This window comes from Alitabrizicola rongguiensis, assembly GCF_021491355.1.
Taxonomy (GTDB): domain Bacteria; phylum Pseudomonadota; class Alphaproteobacteria; order Rhodobacterales; family Rhodobacteraceae; genus Aliitabrizicola; species Aliitabrizicola rongguiensis.
Window position 1 is genome coordinate 33467 of the sequence record NZ_JAKENF010000006.1, and the last position, 13927, is coordinate 47393.

Annotated in this window: 12 protein-coding genes; 11 read left to right on the forward strand and 1 reads right to left on the reverse strand. The window is 68.0% G+C overall.

Annotation, left to right across the window (positions count from 1 at the left end; genetic code table 11):
* Positions 1 to 22: 22 nt before the first annotated feature.
* The 10 genes from L0V05_RS19765 (at position 23) to L0V05_RS19805 (ending at position 11787) form a co-directional block, all read left to right on the forward strand.
* On the forward strand, positions 23 to 2464 hold the full coding sequence (locus L0V05_RS19765) for a phage tail tape measure C-terminal domain-containing protein (RefSeq protein ID WP_234873225.1): 2442 nt from the start codon (positions 23 to 25) through the stop codon (positions 2462 to 2464).
* Complete coding sequence (locus L0V05_RS19770; RefSeq protein ID WP_234873226.1) at positions 2464 to 3090, forward strand: DUF2460 domain-containing protein; 627 nt, start codon at positions 2464 to 2466, stop codon at positions 3088 to 3090. Before L0V05_RS19765 ends, L0V05_RS19770 begins: the two co-directional genes overlap by 1 nt.
* Complete coding sequence (locus L0V05_RS19775) at positions 3087 to 3437, forward strand: hypothetical protein (RefSeq protein ID WP_234873227.1); 351 nt, start codon at positions 3087 to 3089, stop codon at positions 3435 to 3437. The genes L0V05_RS19770 and L0V05_RS19775 overlap by 4 nt, the downstream gene beginning before the upstream one ends.
* Positions 3430 to 3561, forward strand: coding sequence for a hypothetical protein (locus L0V05_RS20595; RefSeq protein ID WP_255683876.1), 132 nt, complete (start codon positions 3430 to 3432; stop codon positions 3559 to 3561). Before L0V05_RS19775 ends, L0V05_RS20595 begins: the two co-directional genes overlap by 8 nt.
* Positions 3562 to 3565: 4 nt before the next feature.
* Positions 3566 to 4225 (forward strand): lysozyme, encoded by a 660-nt coding sequence (locus tag L0V05_RS19780; RefSeq protein ID WP_234873228.1) that lies wholly within the window; start codon positions 3566 to 3568, stop codon positions 4223 to 4225.
* A 4-nt stretch (positions 4226 to 4229) separates the two neighbouring features.
* Positions 4230 to 4460, forward strand: coding sequence for a hypothetical protein (locus L0V05_RS19785; protein WP_234873229.1), 231 nt, complete (start codon positions 4230 to 4232; stop codon positions 4458 to 4460).
* An 84-nt stretch (positions 4461 to 4544) separates the two neighbouring features.
* Complete coding sequence (locus tag L0V05_RS19790) at positions 4545 to 5429, forward strand: DUF2163 domain-containing protein (RefSeq protein WP_234873230.1); 885 nt, start codon at positions 4545 to 4547, stop codon at positions 5427 to 5429.
* Positions 5426 to 5872, forward strand: a complete 447-nt coding sequence (locus L0V05_RS19795) for an NlpC/P60 family protein (protein ID WP_234873231.1) — start codon at positions 5426 to 5428, stop codon at positions 5870 to 5872. Before L0V05_RS19790 ends, L0V05_RS19795 begins: the two co-directional genes overlap by 4 nt.
* A 9-nt stretch (positions 5873 to 5881) precedes the next feature.
* Entirely contained in the window at positions 5882 to 9853 is a 3972-nt protein-coding gene (locus L0V05_RS19800; protein WP_234873232.1) for a baseplate multidomain protein megatron, read from the forward strand.
* Between the two features lie 11 nt (positions 9854 to 9864).
* Positions 9865 to 11787: a DUF2793 domain-containing protein gene (locus L0V05_RS19805; protein ID WP_234873233.1), complete on the forward strand. Its 1923-nt coding sequence runs from the start codon at positions 9865 to 9867 to the stop codon at positions 11785 to 11787.
* Positions 11788 to 11851: 64 nt separating this feature from the next.
* Here the strand turns inward: L0V05_RS19805 and L0V05_RS19810 are convergent, their stop codons facing one another.
* Positions 11852 to 12457, reverse strand: a complete 606-nt coding sequence (locus tag L0V05_RS19810; protein WP_432759349.1) for a very short patch repair endonuclease — start codon at positions 12455 to 12457, stop codon at positions 11852 to 11854.
* Between L0V05_RS19810 and L0V05_RS19815 the strand changes: the two genes are divergently transcribed.
* Positions 12371 to 13903: a DNA cytosine methyltransferase gene (locus L0V05_RS19815; RefSeq protein WP_234873234.1), complete on the forward strand. Its 1533-nt coding sequence runs from the start codon at positions 12371 to 12373 to the stop codon at positions 13901 to 13903. The genes L0V05_RS19810 and L0V05_RS19815 overlap by 87 nt on opposite strands.
* Positions 13904 to 13927: the final 24 nt, after the last annotated feature.

Consider the following 13927-nt stretch of genomic DNA (forward strand, 5'->3'; position numbering starts at 1 on the left):
TCCCACCCGGAGCCCAGATCCCATGGCCGAGAAACGCGTCTCCGTCCGGCTTGCCGCCGTCGGTGGCCGCCAGGTGCGCGCCGAACTGGAGGGCATTGGCGAGGCCGGATCCCGTGGCTTCGGCCGCCTGTCCTCGGAGATGGAACTGGCGAACACGCGGCTGGCGAGCTTCGCGCGCCGGGCCGGGATCGCGCAGGCGGCGGTCGCTGCTGCTGCGGCCGCGGCTGGCGCGGCGATGGTGCGCTCGGGGCTCGCCAACATCGACGCGCAGGCCAAGCTGGCGCAATCGATGCGGACGACCGTCGAAAGCATCCAGACCCTGACCTGGGCCGGGGAACTGGCGGGCGTCTCGATGGGCGAGATCGAGCAGGCGACGAAGAAGCTGACCACGCGCCTGTCGGAGGTCGCCAGCGGCTCGGGCGCGGCGGTCGGCGCGCTGCGGCGGCTGAACCTGACGGCGGCGGAACTGCAGGCCTTGCCGCTCGACCAGCGCATCGTGACGATCCAGGACGCGCTGACCCGCTTCGTGCCTGAGGCCGAGCGGGCGGCTGTCGCCTCGGACCTTTTCGGCGACCGGGCGGCGCTCGCGTTCCTCCGGATCGACAGCGCCACGCTGCGCGATGCTGCCCGCGACGTGCAGGACTTCGGGGTGGCGGTCGGCGCGGCCGACGCCGCACAGATCGAGCGCACGGGTGATGCCATCGCGCGGCTCAGCCTGATCTGGACCGGTCTCGTGAACCGCCTGACGGTCGCCGTCGCCCCGGCGCTGGAAACCATCGCCACCAAGCTCGCCGATATGGCACGCGCGACCGGCCCCATCGGGCAGGCGATCACGGCGCTTTTCGACAACCTTGGGCGGCTGGCTACCTATGCCGCGGCCTTTGCCGCCGTCATGGCAGGCCGCTGGGTGGCGGGAATGGCGGCCGCAGCCCTGTCGGTGCGCGGCCTTGCCACCGCACTGGTCTTCCTGCGCGGCGCGCTGATCCGCACCGGGATCGGAGCCCTGATCGTCGGGGTGGGCGAGCTGGTCTACCAGTTCTCACAGCTCGTGGCCCGGGTCGGAGGCGTGGGCGAAGCGTTCCGCCTGCTGGGCGATCTTGCATCGGAGGTCTGGTCTCGGATCGGCCTGTCGCTCGACGCGGCATTGGCGCGGATGGCCGCTGGCTGGGAGGGGCTGAAGGCGGCCGGTCTTTCGGCGCTCGAAGGAACCATCGCAGGCGTGGTCAGCTTCGGCGACCGGACGGCGGCGATCTTCCAGGGAGCCTATGACGCGGCCGTGGCGACCTGGGGCAGCCTGCCCGGGGCCATCGGCGATTTCGCCTTCCAGGCCGCAAACGGGCTGATCTCGGGCGTCGAAGCGATGCTGAATGGCGTCGTGACGCGCATCAACAGCTTCATCGAGACCCTGAACGCCGCGCTGGCGCTGCTGCCGGAGTGGGCCACCGGCGAAGGCGGGGTACGGATCGGCATCCTCGATCCGGTCGAACTCGGCCGCATCGGCAATCCCTTCGAGGGCGCCGCGACCGCAGCCGGTGCCGCCGCCGCAGATGCCTTCTCGGCCGCGCTGTCGCGGACCTACCTCGACCCACCCGATCTTGGCCTCGGTGCCATGGCCGACGATGCCCGCGCGCGAGCCGACGGTTATCGCGAGGCGGCCGGGATGCTCGCCGATGCCGCCGGTCGGCCGCTGGCCAGCTGGCAGGCGCTGAAGGATGCGGTGACTGGCACGGGGACCGAAGCTGAAACCGCACTCGCCGATGCAGCCGCTTCGGCCGATGCCCTGACGGCCGGGCTGAACGACACGGCCACCGCAGCCGATGGCGCGGGAAGTGCCGCGCGCGATGCCGGGGCAACTGCGGCGCAGGGCGCAGACACCGCATTGACCGGCTGGCAAGCCGTCACCGCAGCCCTCGCCGACTACGCCGCCAAGGCGCGCGACATCGGCGGGGATGTCGGCAGCGCGCTGGTCGGGGCCTTCACCTCGGCTGAGAATGCCATCGGCGACTTCGTGAAGACCGGCAAGCTCGACTTCCGCGATCTGGTCACGTCGATGATCGCCGACCTCGCGAAACTGGCCGCCCGGCGCTTCATTCTCGGCCCGATTGCCAACGCCCTTTCCGGCGCGCTGGGCGGGGCGGGTGGGCTCTTCGCGAACATCCTGCATACGGGCGGTGTCGTCGGCGTATCCGGTCCCGGACGGATGGTCTCGGCAATGGCCTTCGCCAATGCCCCGCGCATGCACAATGGGGGCTGGGCCGGTCTGCGCCCGGACGAGGTGCCCGCGATCCTGCAAAGGGGCGAGCGTGTCCTGTCCCGGCGCGAGGCGGCAGGGTTCGGCCAGTCGGGCGCATCGACCGTCAACGTCACGATCAACGCCCGCGATGCCGAGAGTTTCCGCCAGTCCCGTACGCAGGTCGCCAGCGACATCGCCCGCGCCGTGTCGCTGGGCCGGAGGGGGATGTGATGGCGTTTCACGAGGTCCGGTTTCCGGACAACATCAGCCGTGGCGCGCGCGGCGGCCCCGAGCGGCGCACCCAGATCGTCGAACTGGCGAGCGGTGCCGAGGAGCGCAACGCCAGCTGGGCCAACTCGCGCCGCCGCTACGACGTGGCCTACGGCATCCGCCGCGCCGACGATCTGGCGGCGGTCGTCGCCTTCTTCGAGGCGCGGAACGGCCGCCTCCACGGCTTCCGCTTCAAGGACTGGGCCGATTTCAAATCCTGCCTGCCATCGCAGACGCCGGGGCCCAACGATCAACCCATCGGCACTGGCAACGGCGCGGCCACGCAGTTCCAGCTGACCAAGCGATACACATCCGGCGCGCAGTCCTGGTCGCGGGCCATCACCAAGCCCGTCGCCGGGACGGTCACCATTGCCTTGAACGGCCTGCCGCAAGCCTCCGGTTGGTCGGTCTCGACCGCGACAGGCCTCATCACCTTCACCACCGCCCCCGCCGCTGGCGTCGCGATCACCGGGGGCTTCGAATTCGACGTGCCCGTCCGCTTCGACACCGACGCCCTCGACGTCACCCTCGACCTCGAACGGCTCGGGTCGATCACCTCGATCCCGCTCCTGGAGATCCGCACATGAACGACGAGACCGGATTTCTGGCGGCGGTCCTGCGCGAGCTTGCGGCCTCGACGGCGGTGATCCTCGCCGCCTGGGGCGCGCTTGGCGGGGCCACCAATGCGCTGACCACCCGGATGCGGCTGCGCGACGCCCTGCGCCACATTCTGCTCGGAGGCCTGATCGCGGCCGGAATGGGCAGCTTCTCGATGGCGCTCGTCACCGCCTGGCTCTCCCTGCCGCCGCAGGCGATCCCCGCGGGCGGGGCGGCGGGCTCGGCCGCCTACCTCGTCGGCGTCTTCGGCCCCGCCTTCATCGAACTCGTCCTCGCCCGGCTCAGCGGCGCAAAGGGAGGGGCCGACGATGAATGACCTTCTCCGCCGCGCGCGCGCCCTTCGCTGCGAGCCGGGCGATCCCGGTCAGGCCTTCCGCCACCGCCTCGGCGTGGGCCTCGCCATCGCCGCGCTGATCTTCGTCCTCTCGCTTCTCAGGTAATTCCATGCACATGACAGACCGGGGCCTTCTGGCCCTCGTCCGGCACGAAGGCGTCGTGCCCGGACCCTATCTCGACGTGAAGACCGTCTGGACCTTTGGCATCGGCCACACGGCCGCCGCCGGTCCGCCCGATCCGGCGACCATGGCGCGCGGGATGCCTGCCGACATCGACGTCGGGATCTGCGAGGCGTTCCGGCTCTTCCGCGCCGACCTTGCCGCCTACGAGGCCGGGGTGCGCCGCGCGGTGAAGGTGCCGCTGGAACCGCACGAGTTCGATGCGCTGGTCTCGTTCCACTACAATACGGGCGCCATCGCCAGGGCCACGCTGACGAAGGCACTCAACGCGGGCAATCGCGTTGCAGCCGCCGACGCGTTTCTGAACTGGCGGCGACCGGCCTCGATCATTCCCCGCCGCGAGGCCGAGCGCGACCTGTTCCGCCACGGCCGCTATCCCGGCGGCACGATTCCGGTCTGGTCCGTGGACCGCGGGGGCCGCGTCGATTTCTCGCGCCCCGTTCGTCGCCTGACTGAGGCCGAGGCTTTGGCGTTCCTGCGCCCGCCGCTCGTGCCGCACCCAACTGTTCCCGAGCCTGCGCCCGAAGCGCCTTCCGGCTGGCTCGCCCGGATGGCCGACATCTTCACCACCCTGATCCGAAGGGCCTGATCCCATGCGCTACATTCGTCCGACCTCGCTCACCTGGTGGGCAGGGCTGCTCGCCTTCGCCACCGGCGCCGCCTCGCTCCTGCTGCCCGCCACCGGCACGCTCGCCGATCTTGCCCGCCTTGTCGCAACGCTGGCAGGCTCAGGCGATGCATCGCCTGCCGCGCTGATCGCCCTCGGCCTCGGCCTGATCGGTCTGCGCGACCGCCTCGAACGCGGGTTCCGCGGCGATGATTGAGTTCCTCGCGGGCATGGTCGTGGGCGGTGCCGTCGGCATCCTGATCGCCGCCCTCTGCGCGGCTGCAGCACGGGGAGACCGGCCATGAAGTTCCTGAACCCCGCACTGCAGGCCCATCTGGACGAGGGCACGACGACGCTCGCGTGGTGCTGGCGTATCTCCCGCGCCGATGGCGTGACCTTCGGTTTCACGGATCATGACCGGACCCTCACCTTCGACGGAACCGAGTTCGAGCCGGAAAGCGGGCTGACGGCATCCGAGGTCCGTTCGGGCTCAGACCTCTCTGTCGATGCGCAGGACGCGCAAGGCGTGCTCTCCTCCGACCGGATCACCGAGACAGACATCCTCGACGGCCGGTGGGACAATGCGGCGGTCGAGGTCTGGCGGGTGAACTGGGCCAGCCCGGCGCAGCGCGTGCTTCTGCGGCGTGGGGCCATCGGCCAGATCCGGCGCGGGCGGCTCGCCTTTGTGGCCGAGGTGCGCAGCCTTGCCCATGTCCTCGGCCAGACGGTCGGGCGGACGTTCCAGGCGAGTTGCGATGCCGCGCTGGGCGATGCGCGCTGCGGGGTGAATCTTGAGGCCCCGGCCTTCAACGGGACCGGTGCGGTCATCGATGTGCTGCGGGACCGGACCTTCACCACAACCGGCCTCGGCGCCTTCGCGGCGGGCTGGTTCGCCTTCGGGCTGGTCGAATGGACCAGCGGCGCGAATGCCGGACGGCGGATCGAGGTGCTGTCGCACGATCTGGTCGATGGCGTGGCGATCCTGACCTTGCTGGAAGCCCCGGTGCGCCCGATCATGGCGACGGATGCCCTCGTGGTCCGGGCGGGCTGCGACAAGCGGATCGCCACCTGCGGCACGAAGTTCGCCAATGTCGCCAACTTCCGGGGCTTCCCGCACATCCCGGGCCAAGACGCAGTCATGCGCTACGCCACCAAGGATGGCGGCCACGAGGGGGCGGTGCTGTGATCGTGCCCGTCCCGGCCGCCGATCCGGCCCGCGTCATCGCCGTCGCGCGGTCGTGGCTTGGCACGCCCTACCACGACCAGGCCAGCCTGCGCGGGGTCGGCTGCGATTGCCTCGGCCTCGCGCGCGGCGTCTGGCGCCAGGTGGTCGGGCCAGAGCCATTCCCGATCCCGCCCTACAGCCGGGACTGGGGCGAGACCGGGCCGCGCGAGGTGCTGACCGACGGGGCGCGGGCGATGATGCCGGAGATCGCACCGGCCGACGCCTTACCCGGTGCGCTGATCCTGTTCCGCATGGTGCCGCGCGCCATAGCAAAGCATGTCGGGATCCTCACCGGCCCCGACACCTTCCTGCACGCCTATGAGCGGTTGGGCGTGATCGAGGAACCGCTGACGCCCGCCTGGCGACGCCGCATCGCCTTCGCTTTCCTCTTCCCCGCACGCTGAGATTTTCCCATGGCCACGCTCGTCCTCGGCGCCGTCGGTTCCGCCATCGGCGGGGCCTTCGGCGGTGCGATCCTCGGTTTTTCCGGGGCCGCCATCGGCGGTTTCATCGGCTCGACCATCGGCTCGGTCGTCGACAGCTGGATCGTGTCCTCACTGGCCCCGGCGCAGAAGATCGAAGGGCAACGCCTCGATAGCCTGCGGATAACCTCGGCCACCGAGGGCGCCATCATCCCGCGTCTTTACGGCCGCATGCGCATTGGCGGCAACATCGTCTGGGCCACGGACTTCCGCGAGGAGACGAAGACCACCACGCAGGGCGGCGGCAAGGGCGGCGGCGGCGGCAAGGTCCGGACGACCGAGTACCTTTACTATGCGTCCTTCGCCGTCGCGTTGTGCGAAGGGCCGATCACCGGCATCGGGCGCATCTGGGCCGACGGCAAGCCGCTCGACATGACGGGGATCACCTGGCGCTGGTATCCGGGGAACGAGACCCAGACGGCCGACCCGTTCATCGCGGCCAAGATGGGCGCCGCCAACACCCCGGCCTATCGCGGCACCGCCTATGTCGTCTTCGAGGAGCTGCCGCTTTCCACTTATGGCAACCGCCTGCCGCAGCTGTCGTTCGAGGTTTTCCGACCACTGGCTGATCCCGACACGGCCGAGGGGCTGGTGAAGGCCGTCACCATGATCCCGGCCTCGGGCGAGTTCACCTATGCGACCGCCCCGGTCAAGAAATCCACTGGCGCTGGCGGCATGACCGTCGCCGAGAACCTGAACGCGATCTCCGACACCGCCGACATCGTCGTGGCCCTCGATCGGCTGCAGGCCATGGCCCCGGCTGTCGAAAGCGTCAGCCTCGTCGTCGCCTGGTTTGGAGATGATCTGCGCGCCGGGAACTGCAAGGTGCGGCCGGGCGTCGAGGTGGACACCAAGACCACGACACCTTCGACTTGGGTCGTGAATGGCGTCAGCCGTGCAGACGCATTTCTGGTCAGCCGAGATGCCGAGGATCGTCCGGTCTATGGCGGCACGCCTGCGGATTTCGCGGTAGTTCAGGCCATTCAGGAGATGAAGGCACGCGGGCTGCGGGTGACCTTCTATCCCTTCCTGCTGCTTGACGTGCCGCCCGGCAACACCAAGCCCAATCCCTACAGCGCCAATGCCGCTGCCTTGGGCCAGCCGACATTCCCCTGGCGGGGGCGGATCACCTGTTCCCCGGCTGCGGGTTTTGCAGGGTCGGTGGACAAGACCGCCCCCGCTGCCACGCAGGTCTCGGCACTGTTCGGCACGGCGGCGCCCGCGAACTTCAGCGTGTCAGGCACCAATGTCAGCTGGACCGGCCCGGTCGGCGAATGGTCGCTGCGCCGGATGATCCTGCACTACGCGCATCTGTGCAAAGCGGCCGGGGGCGTCGATGCCTTCCTGATCGGCTCCGAAATGCCCGGCCTCACCACAATCCGGTCGGGTGCCAGCAGCTATCCCGCCGTCACCGCCTTCAAATCCCTCGCGGCAGATGTGCGCGCGATCCTCGGCGCGGGTCCAAGGATCGGCTATGCCGCCGACTGGTCGGAATACTTCGGCCACCAGCCGAGCGACGGCAGCGACGATGTCTATTTCCATCTCGATCCGCTCTGGTCGGATGCCAACATCGATTTCATCGGCATCGACAACTACATGCCGCTGTCGGACTGGCGCGACGGGTTCGATCATGCCGATGCCCTCGAGGGCTGGCCCGCAATCCATGACCGGGGCTATCTGCAAGCGAATATCGCCGGTGGCGAAGGCTTCGACTGGTTCTACGCCTCGGCCGCCGACCGGTCGGCCCAGATCCGCACGCCCATCACCGATGGCGCCGCGGGCAAGCCTTGGGTGTTCCGCTACAAGGATCTGCGGGCCTGGTGGTCGAACCCGCATTTCAACCGGCCGGGCGGGGTGGAGAGCGGCACGCCGACGTCGTGGGTGCCGCAGTCGAAACCCATCTGGTTCACGGAACTCGGCTGTCCCGCCATCGACAGGGGAACGAACCAGCCCAACGTCTTCTTCGACCCGAAGTCGTCAGAGAGCTTCACGCCCTGGTTCTCGCGCGGCTGGCGCGACGATGCGATCCAGCGGGCCTATCTCGAAGCGAGCTACCTCTGGTGGGGCGAAGGGGCGAACAACCCGACGTCGTCCGTCTACGGCGGCCAGATGGTGCATGTCCCCGAATGCGCCGCCTGGACCTGGGACGCGCGTCCCTATCCCTTCTTCCCCGAACTGACCGGCATCTGGACGGACGGGCCGAACTGGCGGCTCGGGCACTGGCTGACGGGGCGGTTGGGCGCGGTGTCGCTTGCCGCCCTCGTGCGCCACCTATGCCTGCGCGCTGGGCTGGCGGAAGACCTCATCGACGTCTCCGGCCTCTGGGGCGCGGTCGAAGGCTATGTGATCGGCGCGCTGGAAAGCCCCCGCGCGTCGATTTCCACCCTGGCCCGCCACTTCGGGTTTGACGCCATCGAAACGGAGGGGGTGATCCGCTTCGTCATGCGCGGGCGGGCATCCAGCCTCACCCTGACGGTGGATGATCTGGCGGCCAGCCGGGAAGGCGAGGCGTTTGAGCTAACCCGTGGCCAGGAGACCGAACTGCCCCAGGCCCTGAAGTGGCAGGCCGCGCGAGCGGATGAGGACTATGACGCCGCGCTGGTCGAGGCACGCCGCATCACCGTCGACACGACCCGCATTGCCTCCGAGTCCTTCCCCATGGCGATCCCGCCCGAGGAGGCCGAGCGCCGCTGCCGCCGCGCGCTGATGGAAGCCTGGATCGGCCGGGAGACAGCCTCCTTCCGTCTGCCGCCCTCGCGACTGGCGCTAGACCCCGCCGATGTGATCCGGCTGGTCCATGACAGCCGCGAGATCGAGTTGCGCCTGGTGTCCATCGCCGATTCCGATGGGCGTGGCATCGAGGCTGTCCGCCAGGACCGCGCCGCCTATGACCTGCCGCCCGGAGATCCCCGGCCCGCAAGCCTTGCCAGCCCCGTCGTCTTCGGCACGCCAGACGTGGTGATGCTGGACCTGCCGCAGATCAGCGAGGACCAGTCCGTCCATCGTCCCCTGATCGCCGCCCATGCCAGCCCCTGGCCGGGCGAGATCGCGGTCTTCCGCAGCGCCTCGACGGACGGCTTCAATCTGCTGACGACCTTCGGCAGTCGCGCGCGGATCGGTACGCTGGCCTTCGACTTCTTTCCGGGGCCCACCTCCCGCTTCGATCTGGGCAACGCGCTGGTCGTCGATCTTCTGTCCGGAACGCTGGAAAGCGTGACCGACGTTGCCCTGTTCGGCGGGGCAAATGCGCTGGCCGTGGAGACGGAGGCCGGGGTCTGGGAAATCGTCCAGGCAGGCGCGGCTGAACTCATCGCCCCCGGCCGCTACCGACTGACCCGCCTCCTGCGCGGCCAGCGCGGAACGGAACATGCGATGGGCAATCCGGTCCCGACTGGTGCGCGGGTCGTTGTACTGGATACGACGTTGGCATCACTGCCCATCGCCGAGGCCGATCTCGGACTGCCGTGGAACTGGCGGGTGGGTCCGGCCGCGCGTTCTGTCACGGATGACAGCTACACCGCGCTGGGCTTCACCCCCACTGGCCGGGGGCTTGTTCCCTTTGCGCCGGTCCATGTCGAACAGCCCTGGCGGACGGCCCGCAGCCCGGGCGATCTGACCATCCGCTGGACGCGGCGATCCCGCGCGATGGTGGCCGATGCCTGGGAGCAGGTCGAGGTGCCGCTGGCCGAGGACCTGGAAAGCTACGATGTGCAGATCCTCGACGGGGCTGCCGTCAAGCGCACGCTGACCGGCACCACGACCGCCGTCCTCTATACGGCCGCCCAGCAGAGCGCCGATTGGGGCGCGCCGCTCGGGCCCGGCCAGACGCTGGCGATCCGCATCTTCCAGCTCTCGAACCGCCTCGGCCGCGGCACGCCCGCGTCTGTGACCCTCCAGTTCTGACGGGAGCTCCCATGTCCGACACCACGACCCATCTGGGTATGCCTTACCTGCTGGCGGCTCAGGCGCAGAAGCATGCCACGCACAACGAGGCCCTGCGCCTGCTCGACGCCATGGTGCAGCTTTCCGTTCTCGACCGCACGCGGACGGCCCCGCCCGCCAGCCCCGTCGATGGGAACCGGCATCTTGTGGCCTCGGGCGCCACCGGCCTCTGGGCTGGGTGGGACTTGAACGTGGCCTTCTGGGTTGACGGTGCGTGGATCCGGCTTGTGCCGCGCACCGGCTGGCTTGTTTGGGCGGCGGCCGAGGGGCTGTTCCTCGTCTGGACCGGCAGCGCTTGGGAGGTGGTGGGCGAGCCGCGCGACGTGTCGGACGCCGTGTTCAGCCTGGTCAACGACGCCGATCCGACGAAGAAGGCGACCTTCTCGCTGGCGGGAATCACAACGGGCACCACGCGCAGCTTCACACTGCCGAACACCTCGTCGGAACTTGCGATCCTCGCAGGCACCCAGACCTTCACCGGCAACAAGACCTTCTCGGGGACGCTGACCGCCTCGGGCACGGTGACGACATCCGGGGCAACTGCGACCATCGGGACCGCAACCGGCACTGCGACCTATGGCATGGGGACCGGCGCTACGACCACCGGCGTCACCAAGACCGTGAACATCGGCACGGGTGGCGCCGCCGGATCGACCACGGTCGTGAACATCGGCTCGGCTACCGCCGGAGCTGGCGGGACGAGCGTCATCAACACGCCGACCGTTACCTTCGCCAATGCCGTGACGCAGGTCGGCATGCCGCAGGCGAACCTCACCGCGCAGCTTCTGGGCCTCGGCGGGGCGACGGCCGACAGTTTCAACCGTCTGTCGGTGAACACCCCGGCCGTTCTTCTGAACAACGCCGGCGCAGGTATCGAAGCCACCGTGAACAAGGCGGCCCCGGCGAACGACGCCGCCTTCGCATTCAAGACCGGCTTCTCCGCCCGCGCGCTGATCGGGTTGCTCGGCAATGACGATTTCAGCTTCAAGGTCAGCCCGGACGGGACGGCCTTCTTCGACGCGATCCGCATCGACCGCACCAGCGGCCAGTTGGAACTGCCGCAACCCACGGTCCTGCCGGGACTGGCCGCCGCGCCGACCCCGCCGCCTGCGGGAAAGGCCGCGATTTACGCGCGCAGCCGGGCTGGTGCGCCGTGGATCGACGTCATGCGCCCCTCCGGCCGGGACTTTCCCCTGCAGCCGCACTTCGGGGTGAACCGGATCGCCAACTGGGCGCCTTCGACCGGCACGACGATCACCAGCGAAGGCCTGCCCATCACCTCGGTCGGCACGGTCTCCCACCCGACGCTCGCCGCCACGAACCTGGCAGCTTCCATGCGCCGCTGGCGTCTGACCTCGGCGGCCGTCGCGGACTCGGTGGCCGACCAGCGATCCGCAGGCTGGGCCTGCTGGCGCGGCAATGCCGCAGGCCTTGGTGGCTGGACCTTCGTCACGCGCCTGTCCCTCACGACCCTGCAGGCAACGGGCATGGGATTCTTCGGCCTCTATGGATCGACGGCCGCACTGGCCACCACCCTTACGGTGGCCGCAGCCATCAACTGCATCGGCATCGGCTTCCAGCGCGGCACGCATGCCAACTGGCAGCTGGTTCGCAACGACGGGACCGGCGCGCCGACGCTGACCGACATGGGGGCGAGTTTCGCCATCGTCACGGGTGGCGTTCTGACCCTGTTCATCGCCGCGCCGCCGAACGGATCATCCGTCTGGGTGCGAGTTGTGGACGAAGTTTCCGGCGCGGTCTTCGAGCAGGAGATCACCGCCGACCTGCCTGCGAACACGCAATTCCTGTCGCCGCGCCTCTTTCTCAACACCGGCGCGACAGCCGCCGCCGTCGCCTACGACTGCGCCGGGGTCTATGTGGAGACCGATTTCTGAGGTGCAGGAGGAGTCCCAGCTTCGTATTGGCATCGGCAATTGACTGTTCTCCAGCAAAACTGGTTCAGGCTTCACCACCGATCTCGATCTCGTCCTCGCTCCCCAGCAGCCATTTCTGTAACGTGCTGACCGCTTCGCTCACCCGCTCAGGCTTCCGCAAAGCGCACTCCCAGATCGTCGCCACGCGCCAGCCTGCCTCCAGAAGATCTCGTCGGACGGTGCTGTCTCTTGCAATGTTCGCTGCGAACTTCGCCTGCCAGAATTCGGGGCGTGTCGAAGGGCTGGTTGTGTATCGACACCCCTCGTGACGATGCCAGAAGCAACCGTGCACGAAGACGACGGCATGGTACTTTGGGAGTACGAGGTCGGGCCGTCCTGGTACGACGCTGGAATGAAGCCGGAAGCGAAAGCCGCGCGCGTGCAGGGCTCGCCTGAGAGCAAGCTCTGGCTTCGTGTTCTTTCCGCGTATTCCGGACATCATCCGGGAACGGGTCAGCTCATCGACGATATCGGCCATTGTGTCCTGGTTTTTGTCCTTGAACCTGGTATACACCGGCTGGGTGAATTTCGTCAGGAGCCTGATTTGCCTTCCACTTTCGGCATTGTCGATCTGTTTGCCGGCCCGGGCGGACTTGGCGAAGGGTTTGCTTCCCTGGTCGAGGACGGCCATGCGCCGTTCCGGATCGGCATATCGGTCGAGAAGGAGGTGTCGGCCCATCGGACCCTGACGCTGCGCGCGTTCCTGCGCGAGTACCGCGTGCGTCATGGAGTCTTGCCGAAAGAATTCATCGATTTCCATGCTGGGCTGACATCTGAACCGGACTGGTCAGCCGTCGATCCAGGTGCATGGCGGCATGCTGTTGAAGAGGCGCGTGCGCTCGAGCTTGGAACGGAAGCTGCTGCGACAGCAATCGACGGGGCAGTCGAGAAACTGAAAGCCGAGTACGACGACACGGTCCTTATCGGCGGCCCGCCATGCCAGGCCTATTCCCTCGTGGGGCGAGCTCGGTCGAGAGGCAAGGTCGGATATGTCCCGGAGGAGGATGCGCGGCACTACCTCTTTCGAGAGTATATTCGGGTGTTGGACAAGCTCCGTCCGGCCGCCTTCGTGATGGAAAACGTCAAGGGCATACTCTCGTCGACGGTCGAGAGCCGACTGGTCTTCGAGATGCTGATGGAAGACCTGTCCTCGCTCGGTACTGGGCGGGACCATCACTACGAGCTGCGGGCAATCCGTATCCTGGATGGCCAGGCCGGCCTGAAGGAAGCGATGCAGCCATCCGACTTCATCGTCCGGGCCGAGGGGTTCGGCGTCCCACAGCGCCGCCACAGGGTGATCATCGTCGGGATCCGCTCTGATCTCGCGCACCGGGCCACGGGTGCCGAGATCGCCGTGTCAGGAGGGACCAGGACGGTCAGCGATGTCATCGGCTTCTTGCCCCCCCTGCGTAGCGGAATCAGCCGAGGTTACGACGACGCAACTGCGTGGCAGCGAGAAGTCACCGATGCCGCAAGACTGTTGGCCAGCATTTACAAGGGCAAGGATGACGGCGCGCTTCGCGAAGCCTTTCAGTCCGTTTCAAGCAGGATGCGAGTTGCGTCACCAGCTGATCGCGCGGCCTCATGGCTTCCCGAAGGCTATGGCATCGCGAACGATGAATTGGTGCAATGGCTCGAACGGCCAGACCTGCGCGCGATAGCTCAGCACGAGACCCGCGGGCATATGAAGTCGGATCTGGGCCGCTACCTGTTCGCGGCCGTGTTCGGGTCTGTCCGTGGCTACAGCCCGAAGGCCGCTGATTTTCCCTTGGTGCTCAGCCCGGACCACCGCAACTGGCACAGCGGTGTCTTCAATGACCGCTTTCGGGTGCAGCTGGCGGACGAGGCTTCGACCACTGTCACGAGCCATATCTCGAAGGATGGTCACTACTTCATTCACCCTGATCCCATTCAGTGTCGCAGCCTGACAGTGCGCGAAGCTGCTCGTCTGCAGACCTTTCCCGACGATTACCTGTTCCTCGGCAACCGCACGCAGCAGTATGTCCAGGTTGGCAATGCTGTACCGCCGTTTCTTGCGAGGCAGATTGCCATGCTTGTCCTGAAAGCAGTGATCTGATCCTGGCAATCATTCACCCTGCGC